Below are 20,328 nucleotides of genomic sequence, written 5' to 3'. Positions count from 1 at the left end.
TTAAAAGGGTGTTATATGTTGAACCGTATTCGCGTTGTCACCGTGCTTTTGATGGTGTTGGTGGTGTTTGCACTCCTCCAGCTCATCTCTGGCGGAATGTTTTTTAACTCACTTAAAGATAATAACGACAGTTTTAAAGTTTCCAGAGAGTTACGCGTTCAACAATCGGAACTGGCTAATACCTGGGAATTGATGCTGCAAACCCGCATCAATCTCAGCCGCTCCGCCGCTCGTATGATGATGGATGCCAGCAACGGGCAAAGTGCGGCTAAAACCGAACTGCTCAATAACGCTAAAAAATCCCTGGCCAGCGCCCAGCAACATTACGCCCTGTTTAAACAAATCCCCGCTATTAACCCAGAGCTGGAAACCCTGGTCAAAGGCATTGATGACGATTACCAGAACTACAACCAGGCGCTGAGCGAACTGGTGGGTTACCTGGAAAGTGGCAACATGGACGCCTATTTTGCGCAGTCCACGCAAAGCCTGCAAAACGCCCTCCAGACTGAATATGGTAATTACATCGCCATGAACGACCGCATGTATGAGCAGTCGTTTATTGCCAGCACCCATAATTACAACTTTGCCAAATGGCAAATCGCCGGACTGGCGTTAACGCTCTTTGCAGTGATTCTGCTGGTGTGGGCTGGGATGCGCCGCATTCTGCTGCAACCGCTGTCAGTGGTTATCGGCCATATTCGTGAAATCGCTAACGGCAACTTGACGGAAAATATCGTGTCCAGCGGGCGCAATGAAATCAGCGTGCTGACTTCCAGCGTGCGCCATATGCAGCAAGAACTGATTATCACCGTTGGCAGCGTGCGTGATGGTTCCGACGCGATTTATAGCGGAGCCAGCGAAATTGCTGCCGGAAATAATGACCTTTCATCGCGCACCGAACAGCAAGCCGCTTCGCTTGAAGAAACAGCTGCCAGCATGGAACAGCTTACTGCGACGGTGAAACAGAACGCCGAAAATGCCCGCCAGGCTTCACAACTGGCCTTAAGCGCCTCCGAAACGGCCCAGCGTGGCGGCAAAGTGGTGGATGGCGTGGTGAAAACCATGCACGACATCGCAGGCTCCTCGAAAAAAATCGCTGACATTACCGGCGTAATTGATGGCATCGCTTTTCAGACCAACATCCTGGCGCTGAACGCCGCGGTGGAAGCGGCACGTGCCGGTGAGCAAGGCCGTGGATTCGCGGTAGTCGCGGGCGAAGTGCGTAATCTGGCGCAGCGCAGTGCGCAGGCCGCCAAAGAGATCAAATCGCTGATTGAAGATTCAGTTTCCCGCGTGGATACCGGCTCAGTGCTGGTGGAAAGCGCCGGGGAAACGATGAGCGACATCGTCAATGCGGTGACGCGCGTGACAGACATCATGGGCGAAATTGCTTCCGCCTCAGACGAACAAAGCCGCGGTATCGATCAAGTTGCGCTGGCGGTGTCTGAAATGGACCGCGTCACGCAACAGAACGCTTCACTGGTGGAAGAATCGGCTTCTGCCGCAGCCGCCCTTGAAGAACAAGCCAGCATGCTAAACCAACTGGTCGCAGCCTTCCGTTTACAGGCTGAACCTGCGACGACGCCTGCTGTTATTGCCTCGAGTGTGGCGACACCGGTTCTCAAGACCAGTAAAGCCACCGTCAGTGGGCATGACGACAATTGGGAAACTTTCTAAGAATCATTAATGGCTGCCAGACATGCCAGCTGAGGGGATGTGATGTTCAACCGTATCCGAATTTCGACCACGCTGTTGTTAATCTTGATCGTCTGCGGCGTATTGCAGATTGGCAGTAATGGACTGTCCTTTTGGGCATTCAGGGATGACTTTCAGAATTTAAAAATGGTTGAAGTCGGAAACCAGCAACGTGACACCCTAACGCAAAGCCGTGCGGCTTTGTTGCAGGCCAGCACGGCGCTGAGCCGGGCCGGGACGCTGACGGCACTCAGTTATCCGCAAGACGATATTAAACGGCTGATGGCCAACGCGCGCGGCAGCCTGAAACAGGCTGACATGTTGTTTAACCAGTTTCTGGAAATCCCACCTTTGAATAAAGAAGGTGAGGAGATGATGGCGTCAACCAAACAAAGTTACGCCACCTGGCGCGATGATCTGCAGCATCAGTCGACCTGGCTTGAGAGCAATCAGCTTTCTGATTTCCTCAGCGCGCCGATTCAGAAGTCACAGGATATTTTTGATGCCAACTTTAATGCCTGGCAGCAAAGTATTAATGACATCGTGGCGGCGTCGAGTGCAGACAGCAAAACCAATTACCAGATCTCGGCCATTATTTTTGCCTGTGTCACGGTGATTGCGATTCTGATGCTGATTGGCTCAATCGTCTGGTCACGCAGAATGCTGGTGCGCCCACTTGAAATCGTCCGCAGTCATTTTGAGCATATTGCCGCCGGGGATTTGGCACGCCCGATCGGTGTCTTTGGGCGTAACGAAATCTCTGAGATTTTCCGCAGCCTGAAAAACATGCAGCAGGAGCTTAAAGAGACGGTGGGGCAGGTTCGCCAGGGCAGCAGCGCGATGCACACCGGTATCGCAGAAATTGCTGCGGGCAACAATGACCTTTCATCACGTACCGAACAGCAGGCTGCGTCGCTGGCGGAAACCGCCGCCAGTATGGAACAACTCACCGCAACCGTGAGCCAGAACGCCGACAACGCGCGCCAGGCAGCGCAGCTTTCTCGCACTGCCGCCGATACCGCGCAGCAAGGCGGCCAGCAAGCGGCCAATGTCGCACGTACCATGCACGACATCGCCGGAAGCTCGAAGAAAATTGGTGACATCACCAGCGTGATTGATGGTATCGCTTTCCAGACCAATATTCTGGCACTGAACGCAGCCGTTGAAGCGGCTCGTGCTGGCGAGCAAGGGCGTGGATTTGCCGTAGTCGCAGGCGAGGTGCGCAACCTGGCACAACGCAGTGCGCAGGCGGCAAAAGAGATCAAAGTGTTGATTGAAGAGTCGGTTGACCGCGTGCATCAGGGTTCGCAACTGGTGGATACCGCCGCGACGACGATGGCGGAGATCGTCCGTTCGGTGACGCAGGTTAACGACATTATGGGCGAAATTGCTTCCGCCTCTGACGAGCAACGTCGCGGCATCGAACAGGTGGCGCAGGCAGTCAGCCAGATGGATCAGGTCACCCAACAGAATGCTGCACTGGTAGAAGAAGCCGCAGCCGCCACCGATGCGCTGGCAAGCCAGGCCGAACACCTGAGTGGTGTCGTTGCAGTGTTTAATCTGGAAAGTGCTACTGAACAAGGCATCAGCAAAGATTTAGTCACTAACGGGGTGCTTGTCACTCCATGATCAAGAAGGCGCTATGACATCACCACTGTCCAACGGACAAACGTCATTAATGTTACAGATGACACAGCGTCTACCGCTGTCCGACACGCATTTTCGTCGGATCTGCCAGTTGATTTACCAGCGCGCAGGTATTGTGCTGGCCGATCATAAACGCGACATGGTTTACAACCGCCTGGTGCGCCGTTTGCGCACTTTAGGGCTGGAGGATTTTGGGCACTATTTGAGCATGCTGGAAGCCAACGGTATTAATGCCGAATGGCAGGCGTTCATTAATTCCCTGACCACAAACCTGACGGCATTTTTTCGCGAGGGTCACCATTTCCCGATTCTCGCAGAGCATGCGCGTAAACGGAGTGGTGAATACAAAGTGTGGAGTGCTGCGGCCTCGACCGGAGAAGAACCTTACTCCATCGCGATTACGCTCGCCGATGTTATCGGGATGGCGCCGGGGCGCTGGAAAGTGTTTGCCAGTGATATTGACACTCAGGTTCTGGAGAAGGCGCAAAGTGGGGTTTATCGCCAGGATGAACTGAAAACGCTGGCTCCACTCCAGATGCAGCGCTATTTCATGCGCGGCACCGGGCCACACGATGGGCTGGTGCGCGTACGTAGCGATCTGGCCAGTCATATGGAATTTGCGCCAATCAACCTGTTGGACAAGCAAGCGCCAATTCCTGGGCCATTTGATGCCATTTTCTGTCGCAACGTGATGATTTATTTCGATAAAGAAACGCAGCAGCAAATTTTGCAGCGCTTTGTACCGTTGCTTAAACCGGGCGGATTGCTGTTTGCCGGGCATTCGGAAAATTTCAGTAATCTCAGCCGCGAATTTTTGCTGCGTGGGCAGACGGTATATGGACTGAGTAAGGAAAAATCATGACAAAAATAACTGTGCTGTGTGTCGATGATTCTGCCCTGATGCGTCAAATCATGACTGAGATAGTCAACAGTCATGACGACATGGAAATGGTGGCAACCGCGCCAGACCCGCTGGTGGCGCGGGATTTGATTAAAAAATTTAACCCGGACGTACTGACGCTGGATGTCGAAATGCCACGTATGGACGGGCTGGATTTTCTCGAAAAATTGATGCGTCTGCGCCCGATGCCGGTGGTGATGGTGTCATCACTGACGGGGAAAGGTTCGGAAGTCACTTTAAGGGCGCTGGAGTTGGGGGCGATTGATTTTGTCACTAAACCACAGTTGGGGATCCGCGAAGGGATGCTGGCGTACAGCGAAACTATTGCTGAGAAAGTGCGCACCGCGGCCAAAGCCAAACTGGCCGCACGCGCACCAGCGGCGGCTCCGATGGCAATCAAAGCCGGGCCATTGCTCAGTTCAGAAAAATTGATAGCCATCGGTGCATCAACTGGTGGTACTGAGGCGATTCGCCATGTGCTACAACCGTTGCCGCTTTCAAGCCCAGCGGTGCTGATCACCCAACATATGCCGCCAGGTTTTACGCGCTCGTTTGCCGACAGGCTCAACAAGTTGTGCCAGATAGCCGTAAAAGAAGCTGAGGATGGCGAGCGCGTATTGCCAGGTCATGCGTACATCGCCCCTGGTGATAAACATATGGAGCTTGCTCGCAGCGGGGCGAACTACCAAATCAAGATTCACGATGGCCCACCTGTGAACCGGCATCGCCCGGCCGTGGATGTGTTGTTCCATTCCGTGGCGAAATTCGCCGGGCGAAATGCCGTGGGCGTGATTCTCACCGGAATGGGGAATGACGGTGCCGTCGGGATGCTGGCAATGCATAAAGCCGGGGCATGGACCATCGCCCAAAACGAAGCAAGTTGTGTGGTGTTCGGCATGCCGCGTGAAGCCATTAACAGTGGTGGCGTTAGCGAAGTGGTCGATTTAAGCCAGATTAGTCAGCAGATGTTGATGAAGATTAGTGCCGGACAGGCAATACGTATTTAACCGAAGGAACTCTATAAATGGCAGATAAAGAACTCAAATTTTTGGTGGTGGATGACTTCTCTACCATGCGTCGCATTGTCCGTAACCTGTTAAAAGAGCTGGGTTTCAACAACGTTGAAGAGGCTGAAGATGGCGTTGATGCGTTGAATAAACTGAATGGTGGCGGCTTTGGCTTCGTGATTTCTGACTGGAACATGCCGAACATGGATGGCCTGGAGTTGCTGAAAACCATTCGTGCCGATGGCGCAATGGCGGCAATGCCAGTGCTGATGGTGACGGCTGAGGCGAAGAAAGAGAACATTATTGCCGCAGCACAAGCCGGGGCGAGTGGTTATGTGGTGAAACCGTTCACCGCCGCCACTCTGGAAGAGAAGTTGAACAAAATCTTCGAAAAGCTCGGCATGTAAGGAGAGGCACATGCACTCATCTACAAACCCCGCGTCAGAGTTAAATTCAACCGGCGATATTATCGTTCGGATAGGTAGCCTGACCCGTATGCTGCGTGACAGCTTGCGCGAACTGGGCCTTGACCAGGCGATTGCTGAAGCGGCGGAAGCTATTCCTGATGCCCGCGACCGTCTGGACTACGTGGTGCAAATGACGGCGCAGGCCGCCGAACGCGCACTGAACTGCGTGGAGCTCGCACAGCCTCACCAGAATAAAATGGAAAGCGATGCCAAAGCATTAACTGGCCGTTGGGACGCCTGGTTTGAAAACCCCATCGAGCTGGGTGATGCCCGTGAACTGGTCACCGATACGCGTAGTTATTTATCTGGCGTCCCGTCGCATACCAGTTTCACTAATGCCCAGCTTCTGGAAATCATGATGGCACAGGATTTCCAGGATTTAACCGGCCAGGTAATCAAGCGCATGATGGATGTTATCCAGGAAATTGAACGCCAGTTGTTGATGGTGTTGATGGAGAACATGCCAGAACTGGATGCCCGAGCAAAACGCCCGGCTGACAGCCTGCTTAACGGCCCACAAATGAACGCCAGCGCGGCGGGTGTGGTGGCAAGCCAGGATCAGGTTGATGATTTGCTGGATAGTTTAGGCTTTTAAGTCTGAACATCGTGCGGGGGAGGATTTCCCTGCACGATGATACTACCCAATTTTATACTTCAAAAAATGTTCTCATCCGCCATTATCGGTGCTTTCAAAATGCTGACTATTTTGTTTAGCAACTCGTCATCCCCATTTTGTTTATGCATGTGCGCGTTGAAATAGAGACTGCTTTGTTGGAAGAAATCACACTTGACCTCTCTGAATGGCAGGAAAGATCGAATGAACGAGGAGTATTGTTTAGGAATAATCAGTAGTAAATCTCTTGATAGCGTGGCCAAAAGCAAATTGACTGCGCTTTCACTTCGGATTTCAGGGGCAAGAACTCGCGAACTTATCACGCGGCTAAAGTCATTTTTTAATTGCGTATCTGAATGGCGCAAACTAAAGCCGAGGTACTTTTCCTGGGTGAACTGTTCCAGGGTAATGCTGTCACCTACGGTTTTGTGCTGTTGGCGGCATATAATGACGTATTCAAACGAGTAAAGAGTTGTCCCGAGAATGTTGCTGTCACCCTGAATGGTTAAACCGATATCCAGGTCTACTTCCCGACTGCGAAGTTTATTACTCCGTTGCTCGTTGGTTGCAGGTAGGCTGCAGAACTCCACCACGCACTCCTCAGGAACAATACCGTGTTCCCAAAGTTTCTCAGTAATCCATAACTCGCTTAAGGATTCTGTCTGGATGAAAATTTTACGCGTCGCAGTACTTTGTAACTGTTTGAGATTAATCGCTTCAATAATGTCGTTATTGATCAACGTGAATTTCTGATAAAGATTCAGCGCCAGCGAAGTGGGCTTCACACCATTGAGCGAACGAACAAAAAGCGGGTCTCCGTAATGATCACGCAGTTTTTTTACCGCGTAACTGACGACTGAAGGCGCAACCCCCAATACTTCTGCTGCACTCACCATACTGCTCGTTTCGACAATGGTGACCAGGTAATGTATTAAATTATAATCAAATTTCCCTTCTTCCTGTTTAGGCATCGCGTTTCTCTCTTCATCTATAAACAGACGATTCAAGTCTAGTTCAATGATTTATTCCATGAATGGATTTCTGTTCAATGATTTTTACTATGAGCTTTTCCATGGTTCAATTACCTGGCACCTAATAACTCACCTTTAAAGAGGAGTGTTGGCTAATTTAAAACACGAACTGGAAAGCCACCAGATAGTGGTCAGGCAGAGTGTTGTAAACATATGTTTAACAATTGGGGGTAAATGCAAACTTCATCACAAAGCTGCTCAGTTGAAAGTCCAAAATAAGACAAATCCACCCAAGTTTTATGGTTTTTATTTTTCTATAAATATTAACAAGTTAAGTTTTTTATCGGTGCATTTATCTGATTTTGTCATTAAAACAAAATTTTGTATTGATATAGCTTCGTGATGAGCTCTGAGTTAAAAAATCGAAAATCGATCGCTGTGCGATATATGTCTCTTTCTAATAAATTTATGTAGAATTTAAAACTGATTTTAACGTGGGTATAACAATTGCCATCAGTTTTACGGGGAGGATTACGGCTTTTTTGGCTTTATATAGACTACGTGAAGTTTGAAGAGAGCCTTAAATTGACAATTAAGATAGTTAGGGCGTTTAACATGTATAAAGATACTTTTGGTTTTTTGATCAATGACAATATCCAGGTGGATATCCGTCGCCGTAGAATCATTAAACTTTTTCTTGATGATGAGAAAAGATCCTACGCGCTGAATGTGAGTGTGATATCCATAAAAGAGTTACAAATGGTGTTGTTAGCCTATTTACTGGCTAATGGCAAAGAGCATCCTGTGAGGCGAGACGATATATTAAAAGCAGTCTGGGATAACAGAAACCTAAAGTCCTCGAGTCAAATTCTCTGGGCCACTCTTAAAGATTTAAAAATTCATCTCTCCCTGGTTGGGTTGGGAGATGATTTTATAACAAGTGAAAAAGGGGCGTACTACCGAATTCATGCTAAACGGCTACAGGCATTATATGTAGGTGGATAAAGGAAATGAAATGATAAAGGATATCAAAAAGGTATAAGTTAGATAGAAAAATTGAGCACTTATCAAAATCAGAAATAATAAATTTATTGCACTATCCACTTTCCTGTGGCGGCCTGGTTATGCACTAAATTCGCTGATTTTGTCTTAGTCACTGATTGGATATCGCATCCGATATCTATTCCTCATTAATTAAGTCACTCTCATTTAAGTGTGATCGGGTAAAAACATGAACAAATTTTATAGTGTTATATGGAATGCAACGCTGGGTCGATATATTGTGGCTTCTGAGTTAGCTCAAGGGCGTAAAAAAAGTAAATCTTCTTCCACGGGAAATGTTACCTCTGAAGGTGTGTTCACCAGGAAATTCTTACTGACCTGTATTTTATCCACGCTTGCGACAGAAAAAAGTTTTGCTATTGATAGAGAGATAGATTTCTTTAATCCTCAAAGTTCAGCTTATTCCATTCTTTCTGGTCCGGTGAATCTAATTACAGGCGGGAGTAATGGTTTTGCAAATATAACAATGGGTGCGTCAGGGTTCAAAAATACTACCTTGCAACAAGCACTTGATGCAGGGGTCGTTGTTGCCGGGGCGGATTACATTTCCGGAGATATTTTTAGGTTAGGTAATAAAGGCTCAACAATCACTTTTGAAGATCCGATTACTCATAATCAGACCTCTGTTTCTGTCTATGATAATGCTCAAATGACGGTCACGCGCGCGGCAGATTTTGTCTTCCCGATGTCAATCGCTGTCGGAGAACATGGGCAATACGTTGATACGTCCCTTTACTCTGTTCAGTCAGGCTCTGTGGTAGATGTCAATGTTGGCATTACCAGTGCTAACTGGATGAATAATGCAGCAAACCGCCTTGCGGTGATAATGAAAGGCAGTCAGGCTGATGTCACAACTTCTGCGGTATTTAACATCGCAGATAATGGTACGCTGAATTATAATTCAAAAACTGTCGCTGAATTAGGCTACGTTAGCAACAATAACTCCAATTCAAAATATGCAGCATCTTTTATTGGTGGCTTTAAAGGACAGGTAGCCAGCAAAATTGGCAGCTTTGTTGTTAACGATCTCGAAAGCTTCCAACAATATAATACTGCTTTGCAGCAGGCGATTAACGCCGGAAGTTTGAAAAGTACAGACTATGATACTCAGTTAGAGTTGGCGTACGATAAATCCTTGAAGCAGGTGTATGTTAAGACGCCTATTCCGGATAGTGATGCGATAAATATGAATGTCGATCGCGGTCGGGTTGCATTTATTAAAGCTGATGGTAGTGGGGCAATTGTCAATATCAGCCAGGATGCCAATATTCAGATGTTTAGATCCGATGCGTCATTAGTCCGTTTACTTAACGGGGCGACGCTAACCAACCTCGGAACCATTGGTACTGTATATAATTCTTTGCGCGGAGCCTATGTTGTCTTTGCAAAAGATAGCCAAATCCATAACGAAGGTGTTATTGATGCCGGCACCAATGCGGATATGTCTGCCTTTAATAAATATACTTCCAGTGGATTTAACATTGGCAATGGTGAGCAGGTTGCAATTAATGCTTCTGGTACCAGTACTGTTTTAAACAATGGTGTGATTAACATTGCTCCTCGTCAGGATAATGCAGGCTCAACTGGCGTTATCACTAACGATACAACGCAGTTTACTAACAACGGTAATATTAACCTGGCCGCATTAGCCCAGCCGTCATCAGCCAATGGTAACTATAAAGCCACCGGTGTCGTGCTACAGAGCAAATCAAGTTTCGACAATAACGGGCAGCTCTATATTGGACGCCTGGCTCAGCGATCTGTAAATGACGTGACTAGTGATGTAGCGGTAACCTCGTTGGGAACCCTGGGTGTTAGCCTATTAAATGGCGGGACGTTAAATAACAACGCTGGCGGGACTATTACTATTGGCACCCAGACGCAGGGCGCTACTGCTATTTCTGCTGGGGGGAGCGCCTCAGTCGTTAATCAAAATGGTATCGTTAATGTTAACGGTCGGATGGGAAGTGCGTCTAACGCCAGTAGCAAGAATATTGGCATCAGTTCTTCCTCTGGCGCTCAACAGATAACAAACAGCGGGACCATTAATCTTAACGGGATTAACTCCGTGGGCATGCAGGTGCTTACGAATAGCGCAGCAACAAACAGTGGAGACATTATTGTTAATCAGGGGGTTGATCCAGCGACTAAAACTGCAAACTACGGTATCTGGTCCGAAGGTGCAGGGGCTAATGTTACGCACTCTGGAACCGTGGAGCTTAAAGGCGACCGCGCTATTGGTGTCCATGCCCGTAACAAAGGCGTGGTAACACTCGAAGGTGCCGGGAAAGTGGCATTTGAAGAGGGTGAAAACCAGATTGGTTATTACGTTTACGGTGTAGGTTCATCCATCAAAGACAATAGCATCGGCAGCCAAAATGTCTCCACCAAAGGGTCGACGCTGTATCGCATTGATGGCGGTTCTTCGTTCATCGGCAGTGCGGATAGTACTTCCGTTATGAATGCCAGTGGTGAAAACAGCACCCTTTTGTTAGTTACTGGGAAAAGTGAAGACGGCAAAACTATTAGTAAACTCAATACCGGGAAGATGGTACTGAATGTCGATGCTGCAGGCTCGACGGCAGTCAAAGTTGAAGGTGGCGCGCAAGGTGTGCTGGATCAGGGCGTAATGTTGGCGCTGACAGCTAAAAATGCCACGGCAGGTATTGTTGATGGTAATTCAACCACGATTACTGGTGCCGCAGGCGCAACGGGTGCTTCCCAATTAACATCTTATGCAACACTCGATAACTCTAATGCAGCCAGCGATGCCATGGGCTATATCGCGCGTAACAAAGGTACGCTTATCCATAAAGGTTCGCTGACCTTTACTGCAGATAACAGCACCGGTGTGCTGGTCGACGGCGGCAACCTGGAGAACAGCAGCAATATCACCGTCAATGGAATTGCCGTCGATATTGTGGGTGGCGACTCAAAAGTGACTAACACTGGTACGGTTAAAGCCACCGGTGGAACGGCAGCCTATCGCCTGAAAGATGGTGCTTCGCTTGCATTGAGTGGGCAGGGCACGACTATTGCTCAAAATGGTGCTCATGGTGTGTTGATCGAAGCCCCAGCGAAGACGGGGTTACTGAAAGCTACGGGCGATTCGCAACTGACCGTGACAGACGCCACCATCAGCGTGACCGGCACGGGTAATGCGATTGAGAACGGGGCGGAAGTTGCCGGTATCCGTCTGAACAATGCCAAACTTAATGTCGAGCAGGGCGCAGGGATTCGTACCGGTGCTGAACTGGGAACATCCAATAGTGGTGTGATTACGGTCAGCGGTTCTGGGGCCGGTATTGCGCTCAAACACGCTGATGGCTCGACTACCACAGCTGATTTGAATCTACTGGATTCAGATGGTCTGACGATTAATGTAACAGGTGCAAACGGGTCGGGCATTGTGACCAATACCAGTGGTGATGTGAAAAACGGCACCGCCATTAATGTGATGGCTACTGACGGCGGTTCTGCGCTGGTGGTGGGGGGCACGACGGCTAACGTGGTTCAGTCTGGCGCGCTCACATCAAAATCACTGACGAAAGAAGTGGTCAATCTGAATAACGGTAAGGTCAGCACCTTCGTCAATAATGGCTCTATCAAAGCGAACAGTGCAATTCAGGTCGCGGTGGCAAGCAATTCCGGCGCGGGGATGACTTTCACTAACAATGCGGGCGGTAATATTGTCGGTCAAGTTAACCTCCAGACCGGAAATAACACCGTCAATTTAAACAGCGGCAGTACCGGGACCGATTTCACCACGGGTGCCGGGCGTGACATTTTTAATCTCAAAGACGTCACCGCTCAGGAAACGACTATTTTCACCTCCCTTAATGCGGGGGCTGGTGTTGATGATGTGCTGAATCTGGATAACTCAGCGTATGTTCTGGAAAACGTCAACGCTCTGACTGGCTTTGAAACCATTAATCTGACCAATGGTTCCACCTTTACGGAGCAAAATACCCTGCTGGCGCTGGGTGATGCCGTCGATGATGTAAGCGGGACGACATTTAATATCGATACCAACAGCATCCTTGCGTTAAACAACACCCAGGATGTGGCGTTAAAGAGCCATCTTAAAGGCTCCGGCACGGTCAAAGCTGACCTTTCCAATAAAGCCTTTAGCTTTACCGACAACAACAAAGGTGATGCTTTTGCTGGGACGCTGGAGCTGACAAACAGCAGCTTCGCGCTGGAGGGGATCAACGCTCAAGCGTTAAGTGATGCCAACCTGAAATTGAGCGCCGGAAGCGTTGCGATGGTAGGTGCGGGTACGCAGACTATTGGCGCCCTGAACTTCAATGGCGGGACGGCAAAATTTGGGGCGCTGAACCCGGGCATGTCGGTGGCAGAGAACACCGTTCATACTACAAACAGCCTTGGTATCAGCGGCCCGGGTGTCGTAGCGGTGTCGTTGACCTCAGCCATTAACGATAATCCATTGCCGGAGAATCATCTTTCTCTGATGGAACAAGACGATGCACAAACGCTGGTCAAACTGGCCGATAGCGCAGGTTCGGTAAGCGGAAGCGGTGGCAATCTTGAGCTGAGAGACCAGGACGATAACGTTATCTCCGACTCTGTAACCGTGGACATCACCCAGCAGGGTGCGACGGTGGCGAAAGGGACGTGGGATTACCGCTTGACCAGCGGCGACAACGCTGACGGTTTGTATATCAACTATGGCCTCAAGCAGGTTGAATTACAAAGCGTTGGGGACGACGCGCTGGTACTTAACAGCAACGGTAAGAGCGGCCCTGCCAGTGATTTAAGCGCCAAAATTATCGGCTCGGGCGATTTGCATATCGATAGCCCAACGGGTGCGGTTTCACTTTCTAATCTGGATAACAGCTATACCGGGCAGACCGTGGTTAAAAGCGGCACGTTGCAACTGGCAAATGACGGTGTGTTAGGCCAAACCCGTGACCTGCGCATTGAAGAAAATGCCGCCGTCGAGATGCAGGGCCACAGCCAGCAAGTCGGGGCGCTAAACACCGCAGCGGCAAGCCAGTTGCAGTTAACAGCCGGAAGCGAGCTCACCATTTCGGACACCCAGCGGGTAGCGGGTGATACCGATGGCGGGACAATTAATGCTGGCACTCTGAACGGCAGCGGGAAGCTGGTTATCGACCCAAGCGTATTGACCGTAAACGGAGCCAACACCGGCTTTAGCGGAGATGTCACACTGGAAGGCGGTTCACAGGCGCTGCTGAATAATGTTTCAGGTTTTGGTGATACCGGCACGGTGACTCTGGCAACGGCACAAGACCGCTTAACCTTTGCAAAACAACTGGCAAGCGATGCTGCTGTAGTTGGGCAACTTAGTAAGCAATTGGCAGGTGCTGGGGCGGTTGAGTTAAAAGATAATTCAGATATCACACTCACGGCGGATAACAGCGCCTTTACCGGGGAGTTCACAGTCGACAGCGGCAGCGACCTGCGTGCTTCAGCGGCTGAAAACCTCGGTGATGCAGACGTGTTGGACAACGGTGTTGTGCATCTGACGGCTGATAGCGACTGGTTATTATCCAACGTGATTACGGGCACCGGTTCCCTTGAGAAAACAGGTAATGCCGCGCTAATTATCGACAACGAGCAGACTTACAGCGGTACCACGGATGTCCAAAATGGCCGTCTGATACTGGGCAGTAACGAACAGGCAAACGGTAAGTTATCCGGCAATGGCAGAGTGAATATCGCCTCAGGAGCAGCGCTTGGCGGTAACGGTGAAGTCACTGGACCGGTTAACAACCAGGGAACGCTAGCGGCGCTCAACGCGCTCAGTGGCTATGAAAATCAGGCGGCCAGCACTTTGAACGTCGGGGATCTTAATAACCAGGGTGAGATAAATCTGGCGGGCGCTACTGCTGGTAACACATTGATCGTCAATGGTCATTACAACGGTGACAATGGGCTGCTTGCGTTAAATACCGTGCTGGGTGATGACAACTCAGTGACCGATAAACTGGTGGTGACAGGGGATACTTCTGGCAGTACGCGTGTCCAGGTCACGAACCTTGGCGGTAATGGCGCGCTGACCGAAAAAGGGATTGAAGTGGTGCAGGTGGGCGGGGCATCACAAGGTGATTTCACCTTGCAGGGGCGTGCGGTCGCTGGGGCATACGACTACTTCCTGAATAAAGGACAAGCGGATGGCAACTGGTACCTGGCGTCTCAGGCTCCGGCTCCTTTCACTCCTGATAATCCGGATACACCGGTTTCCCCTGATACGCCAGTCGATCCGGCGCATTCAGACAGTCCGATAGTGCGTCCGGAAGCCGGAGCGTATACCGCTAATATTGCAGCGGCGAATACCATGTTTATTACCACTCTCCACGATCGTTTGGGAGAGACAAACTATGTGGATGCGCTGACGGGTGAAACCAACGTCACCAGCATGTGGATGCGTAACATTGGTGGTCACACAGGGTTCCGTGATGACTCGGGCCAATTAAAAACGCAAAGCAACCGCTACGTTTTACAAATGGGTGGCGACATTGCGCAGTGGGGTACGGAAGGCGAGAACCGTACCCATCTTGGCGTGATGGCCGGTTACGGTAATAACCAAAGCAATACCCGTTCGTCCGTCACAAACTACCGTGCGGATGGCTCAGTCAACGGTTATAGCGTTGGGGTTTACGGCACCTGGCTTGCCAATGAAGCGGAAAACACCGGGGCATATGTTGATAGCTGGGCACAGTACAACTGGTTTAATAACAGTGTTAAGGGTGACGAATTAGCTTCTGAATCCTACAAGTCTGATGGTTTAACGGCCTCGGTTGAGACCGGATATACCTTTAAAACTGGCGAATTCAAAGGCAGTAAAGGCACCACCAACAAGGTGTATGTTCAACCGCAGGCGCAGGCTATCTGGATGGGCGTTAAAGCGGATCAACATACCGAAGCGAATGGTACTCATGTGGAGTCCCAGGGCGATGGCAACGTGATGACGCGTTTGGGCGTCAGGGCGTATCTCAAAAGCCATAACCAAATTGATAATGGTAAAGACCGTGAGTTTGAGCCATTTATCGAGGCCAACTGGATCCACAATACCAATAACTTTGGTGCGGTGATGAATGATGTGTCTTCCTCAATGACGGGGACAAAAAACATTGCTGAATTGAAAGTCGGTGTTGAGGGACAAATTAATAACAACCTCAATGTCTGGGGCAATGTCACAAACCAGGTCGGTGATAAAGGTTATAGCGATGCCTCTGCGATGATCGGCATTAAATATAACTTCAAATAACTGTCACTCAATAAAGGGGAGGGTAGCCTCCCCTTTTTCGGAAGAGTCATAAAATGGATAATATCTCTGTCTATTGCGATAACTGCTATGTTAGGGAAGCGGTGTGTTCTATTATTGGTTGCATTAAAAATAGTCATTATTCTGATGGTGGTCTGTCGGTATTTGTTTTCGAAAAAACATGGCTTAATGAAATTGAACTCACCATGCTACTCAACTGTAAGTCTGAGCGTGTGATAGTCTTTGCCCGCGAGGCATTGCTGGGTTTCTTCTCTTCGTTGATGCTGCCGGGCCACATCTCCTTTGGGCGCTTTGATGTCGCGTTGAATATGATTCGTAAATCATTGGCTGACTTTATTAATCCGACCCTTAGGGAGTTATTGGTTTCGCGCCGCCAGGTGGCTAACACAAATAAACTGAGTCCCAGTGAGACAAGAGTGACGTCTTTGTATGTTCAGGGAATATCGGTCATGTGTATTGCAAAATCAATGAATAAAAGTTTTAAAACAGTCAGCCACCACAAACGAAGCGCAATGAAGAAAATGGGTATTTCAAGCAATGTTGAATTAATGCAAAAGGGACGTATTTTCTTGATGATGAATAAAGAGTTGTTATTAGCCTCGCAACAATCAGTCGCATAATGAATTAATGATGATTGTCGGTAGCCCACTCGCTACCGGCAATCATCCCCTAAAATTACCTGTCTCAAATTCATCGCACCACCGTTAACGCCGCAAACAAACCCACAAATCCCCCCGTTTTCCTCCCATTAGCTTTATCCCCCTCTGGCATGCTGTGCTGGTAATTGCGGCCATGAGATTGTTGCGGTGTCTGAAGAAAGCGACGACGATAAAACAGAAGCACCCACACCCCACCGACTTGAAAAAGCTCGCGAAGATGGGCAGATCCCCCGTTCCCGTGAATTAACCTCACTGCTGATGCTGCTGGTGGGAATCAGCATTATCTGGCTGGGAGGAGAACCACTGGCACGGCAACTGGCTGCGATGTTGTCAGCTGGTTTGCACTTTGACCACAGCATAATTAACGACCCAAATCTAATCGTCGGCCAGATCAGTTTGTTGATTAAACAGGCGGTGTGGGCATTGTTACCATTGATTTTTGGTTTGGTGATTGTGGCCATTGCCGCACCGATGCTGCTGGGCGGTCTGTTATTTAGTGGCAAATCAATACAGTTTAAGTTCAGCAAAATGAACCCGATCGCTGGGTTAGGGCGCATGTTTTCCGCGCAAGCCGGAGCTGAATTACTCAAAGCCATCCTGAAAGCCATTTTGGTGGGCAGCGTCACGGCCTGGTATTTGCTGCACAAATGGCCGGAAATGATGCGGCTGATGAGTGAACCTCCGTTGGCGGCGTTAGGCCACGCGCTAAATATGGTGGCGGTGTGCGGCATGTTGATTGTGCTGGGGTTGACGCCAATGGTTGGCTTTGACGTGTTTTTCCAGATTTTCAGCAACCTGAAAAAATTGCGCATGAGCCGCCAGGATATCCGCGACGAATTTAAGCAGCAAGAAGGTGACCCGCACGTAAAAGGCCGTATACGTCAGCAGCAGCGGGCAATTGCGCGCCGCCGCATGATGGCTGATGTCCCAAAGGCCGATGTGATTGTCACCAACCCCACACACTATTCCGTGGCGTTGCAGTACGACGAAAACAAAATGAGTGCGCCCAAAGTTCTGGCGAAAGGTGCGGGTTTGGTTGCTCTGCGTATCCGTGAAATTGGCAACGAACACCGTATTCCGATGCTGGAAGCGCCTCCGTTGGCACGTGCGTTATATCGCCACGCGGAAATAGGTCAACAAATTCCCGGCCAGTTGTATTCCGCCGTGGCAGAAGTGTTGGCGTGGGTATGGCAACTGCGACGCTGGCGTGTCGCTGGTGGTTTAATCCCGAAAAAACCTGAAAATCTTCCGGTGCCTGAAGCACTGGACTTTGCAAACGAGAAGGACTCCGATGGCTAATTTGCTCGCTACGTTGCGTCTGCCTGCCACAATGAAATCAGGGCAATGGCAAATTCTTGCCGGGCCGATACTTATCCTGCTGATCTTGTCGATGATGGTGCTGCCGCTCCCCGCGTTTGTACTGGATTTGCTGTTCACCTTTAACATCGCGCTGTCCATCATGGTGCTGTTGGTGGCAATGTTCACCCAGAAGACCCTGGAGTTTGCCGCCTTCCCGACCATTTTGCTGTTTACCACGTTATTGCGCCTGGCGCTGAACGTGGCTTCCACGCGTATCATTTTGATGGATGGTCACACCGGTGGTGCGGCGGCAGGTAAAGTCGTTGAAGCCTTCGGCCACTTCCTGGTGGGTGGGAACTTTGCCATCGGTATCGTGGTGTTCATCATCCTCGTTATCATCAACTTTATGGTTATCACCAAAGGTGCCGGGCGCATTGCCGAAGTGGGGGCACGTTTTGTGTTGGATGGCATGCCAGGTAAGCAGATGGCGATTGATGCCGACCTGAATGCCGGGTTGATTGGTGAAGAAGAGGCCAAAAAACGCCGTTCTGAAGTGACTCAGGAAGCGGATTTTTACGGCTCGATGGACGGTGCCAGTAAGTTCGTACGTGGTGATGCCGTAGCCGGTCTGATGATCATGGTGATTAACGTGGTCGGTGGCTTGTTGGTGGGTGTCCTGCAACATGATATGGCTGTGGGAGCTGCGGCAGAAAGCTATACGCTACTGACCATTGGTGATGGTTTGGTCGCGCAGATCCCTGCACTGGTTATCTCAACGGCGGCAGGCGTCATTGTGACCCGCGTGGCAACCGATCAAGACGTCGGCGAGCAGATGGTGACCCAACTGTTCAACAACCCGCGAGTGATGATGCTCAGTGCGGCCGTGTTAGGGTTGCTCGGCATGGTGCCTGGAATGCCTAACTTCGTCTTCTTGCTGTTCACCGCAGCATTGCTGGCTTTGGCCTGGTGGATGCGTGGCCGACAGATGGAGTCACCTGCAGCGCCAGCGGCTCCCGTGAAACCGCACGAAAACCCGCAGGCAGTTGAAGCGACGTGGAATGATGTTCAGCTCGAAGACTCGCTGGGAATGGAAGTCGGTTATCGCTTGATCCCGATGGTCGATTTCCAGCAAGACGGCGAGTTGTTAGGGCGTATCCGTAGTATCCGTAAGAAATTCGCGCAAGATATGGGCTTTCTGCCGCCGGTGGTGCATATCCGTGACAACATGGATTTGCCGCCAGCGCGTTATCGCATTCTGATGAAAGGCGTCGAAATTGGTAGCGGTGATGCTTATCCGGGTCGTTGGCTCGCCATCAACCCTGGTACTGCCGCAGGTACGCTGCCGGGCGAAACGACCACCGATCCTGCCTTTGGTCTTGCGGCCACCTGGATTGAAAGCGCCTTAAAAGAGCAGGCGCAGATTCAGGGCTTTACAGTGGTGGAAGCCAGTACCGTCGTCGCTACCCACCTGAATCATCTGATTGGACAGTTTGCCCCTGAGTTGTTTGGCCGCCAGGAAGCGCAGCAATTGCTCGACCGTGTCTCGCAAGAAATGCCTAAGCTAACCGAAGATCTGGTGCCTGGGGTGGTGACGCTGACCACACTGCATAAAGTGCTGCAAAACTTGCTGGCTGAAAAAGTCCCTATTCGCGATATGCGCACCATTCTGGAAACCCTCGCGGAGCACGCGCCAGTGCAGAGTGACCCACATGAGTTAACCGCAGTGGTGCGTGTCGCACTTGGCCGCGCGATTACCCAACAGTGGTTCCCGGGGAATGGCGAAGTCCAGGTTATTGGCCTTGATGCAGCGCTGGAACGCTTGTTATTGCAGGCGTTGCAAGGTGGCGGTGGGCTTGAACCGGGGCTTGCGGATCGTCTGCTAGAGCAGGCTCAGGATGCCCTGAAGCGCCAGGAAATGCTCGGCGCACCGCCAGTGTTGTTGGTCAACCACGCATTGCGCCCACTACTGGCGCGCTTCTTGCGCCGTAGCCTGCCGCAATTAATGGTGCTTTCCAGCCTTGAGCTTTCGGAAAATCGTAACATCCGTATGACTGCGACTATCGGAGCGAAATGATGGGTCGCTGGTGGATGCTCATATTTTTACCCTTTATGGCCCATGCCGCAGGCGAAGGGGCATGGCAGGCAAGTGGCGTGGGCGCGACACTCAGCCACCGCGGAGTTGCTGCGTCATCGCGTGCGTTGGCTCCGTCACAAGCGGTAAGTGGCGTAATGACAATGGTCGCCTGGCGCTATGAGTTGATTGGGCCAACGCCCGCAGGATTGCTGGTCAGATTATGCTCGTTGTCGCGCTGCGTTGAGATAGAAGGGCAGAGTGGTAATACGCGCGGGTTAACCAATGTGGCGGCAAATGAACCGCTGCGTTTTGTCTGGGAAGTACCCGGTGGTGGTTCCCTTTTTCCGCCACTAAAGGTCCGTAGTAATCAGGTTATCGTAAATTATCATTAACCCTCAAAGCCGCATTTTGTGCGGTTTTTTCCTTTCAGTACCTCATTTATAACACTCTCTTTTGATAAAAATAAACCATTGTTTTATAAAATGGTGAGGCAGGTGCCAGGACTCTTTGTGATTTTGCCAATATCCGCCAGGGCATGGCAAAAATGGAAAGGTTTCAATTGCCGGGTCATTTTACCTTAGCTTCCTAAGATTCTCGCAGGCACCAAAAGGCGCCAGAACGAGCAATCTCTTATAACAAAAGCAATGGGGTTTGACGGCA

13 protein-coding genes are annotated in these 20,328 nt (G+C 50.2%); 12 read left to right on the top strand and 1 reads right to left on the bottom strand.

The features are described from left to right. Positions 1-15: 15 nt before the first annotated feature. From tar to cheZ, 6 genes are read left to right on the top strand one after another with little or no spacing between them, the layout of a single operon-like run. Positions 16-1,677, top strand: a complete 1,662-nt coding sequence (gene tar / locus EC843_RS03915) for a methyl-accepting chemotaxis protein II (protein ID WP_133521670.1) — start codon at positions 16-18, stop codon at positions 1,675-1,677. Between the two features lie 42 nt (positions 1,678-1,719). Beyond that, positions 1,720-3,324 carry a methyl-accepting chemotaxis protein gene (locus tag EC843_RS03910; RefSeq protein ID WP_133521669.1) on the top strand — a complete coding sequence of 535 codons (1,605 nt, stop codon included), beginning with the start codon at positions 1,720-1,722 and terminating at the stop codon, positions 3,322-3,324. 13 nt (positions 3,325-3,337) lie between these two features. Next, positions 3,338-4,204, top strand: coding sequence for a protein-glutamate O-methyltransferase CheR (gene cheR, locus EC843_RS03905; protein ID WP_133521668.1), 867 nt, complete (start codon positions 3,338-3,340; stop codon positions 4,202-4,204). Next, positions 4,201-5,250 carry a chemotaxis response regulator protein-glutamate methylesterase gene (locus EC843_RS03900; RefSeq protein WP_064545824.1) on the top strand — a complete coding sequence of 350 codons (1,050 nt, stop codon included), beginning with the start codon at positions 4,201-4,203 and terminating at the stop codon, positions 5,248-5,250. Before cheR ends, EC843_RS03900 begins: the two co-directional genes overlap by 4 nt. Before the next feature lie 17 nt (positions 5,251-5,267). Further along, positions 5,268-5,657 (top strand): chemotaxis response regulator CheY, encoded by a 390-nt coding sequence (gene cheY, locus EC843_RS03895; RefSeq protein WP_064545825.1) that lies wholly within the window; start codon positions 5,268-5,270, stop codon positions 5,655-5,657. A 10-nt stretch (positions 5,658-5,667) separates the two neighbouring features. Further along, positions 5,668-6,312: a protein phosphatase CheZ gene (gene cheZ / locus EC843_RS03890; RefSeq protein WP_064545826.1), complete on the top strand. Its 645-nt coding sequence runs from the start codon at positions 5,668-5,670 to the stop codon at positions 6,310-6,312. Between the two features lie 59 nt (positions 6,313-6,371). On the opposite strand, the gene EC843_RS03885 is transcribed toward cheZ, so the two are convergent. Next, positions 6,372-7,337 carry a LysR family transcriptional regulator gene (locus EC843_RS03885; RefSeq protein ID WP_133521667.1) on the bottom strand — a complete coding sequence of 322 codons (966 nt, stop codon included), beginning with the start codon at positions 7,335-7,337 and terminating at the stop codon, positions 6,372-6,374. Positions 7,338-7,916: 579 nt separating this feature from the next. Here EC843_RS03885 and EC843_RS03880 point away from each other — a divergent pair. From EC843_RS03880 to EC843_RS03855, 6 genes are all read left to right on the top strand, one after another. Then, positions 7,917-8,306: a hypothetical protein gene (locus EC843_RS03880; protein WP_133521666.1), complete on the top strand. Its 390-nt coding sequence runs from the start codon at positions 7,917-7,919 to the stop codon at positions 8,304-8,306. A 226-nt stretch (positions 8,307-8,532) separates the two neighbouring features. Beyond that, positions 8,533-15,618 carry an autotransporter outer membrane beta-barrel domain-containing protein gene (locus EC843_RS03875; protein ID WP_133521665.1) on the top strand — a complete coding sequence of 2,362 codons (7,086 nt, stop codon included), beginning with the start codon at positions 8,533-8,535 and terminating at the stop codon, positions 15,616-15,618. A gap of 53 nt (positions 15,619-15,671) precedes the next feature. After that, positions 15,672-16,256 carry a LuxR C-terminal-related transcriptional regulator gene (locus EC843_RS03870; RefSeq protein ID WP_064545835.1) on the top strand — a complete coding sequence of 195 codons (585 nt, stop codon included), beginning with the start codon at positions 15,672-15,674 and terminating at the stop codon, positions 16,254-16,256. A gap of 186 nt (positions 16,257-16,442) precedes the next feature. After that, the gene (gene flhB, locus EC843_RS03865) at positions 16,443-17,594 is read left to right on the top strand and encodes a flagellar biosynthesis protein FlhB (protein WP_064545837.1); all 1,152 of its coding nucleotides are present in this window, start codon (positions 16,443-16,445) and stop codon (positions 17,592-17,594) included. After that, positions 17,587-19,668: a flagellar biosynthesis protein FlhA gene (gene flhA / locus EC843_RS03860; protein ID WP_133521664.1), complete on the top strand. Its 2,082-nt coding sequence runs from the start codon at positions 17,587-17,589 to the stop codon at positions 19,666-19,668. The genes flhB and flhA overlap by 8 nt, the downstream gene beginning before the upstream one ends. Continuing rightward, on the top strand, positions 19,668-20,060 hold the full coding sequence (locus tag EC843_RS03855) for a flagellar protein FlhE (protein ID WP_064545841.1): 393 nt from the start codon (positions 19,668-19,670) through the stop codon (positions 20,058-20,060). Before flhA ends, EC843_RS03855 begins: the two co-directional genes overlap by 1 nt. Positions 20,061-20,328: the final 268 nt, after the last annotated feature.

Source organism: Buttiauxella sp. JUb87, assembly GCF_004361975.1.
Classification (GTDB): domain Bacteria; phylum Pseudomonadota; class Gammaproteobacteria; order Enterobacterales; family Enterobacteriaceae; genus Buttiauxella; species Buttiauxella ferragutiae.
Note: the sequence above shows the minus strand (reverse complement) of the source record. Positions and strands in the feature narration are given on the sequence as shown.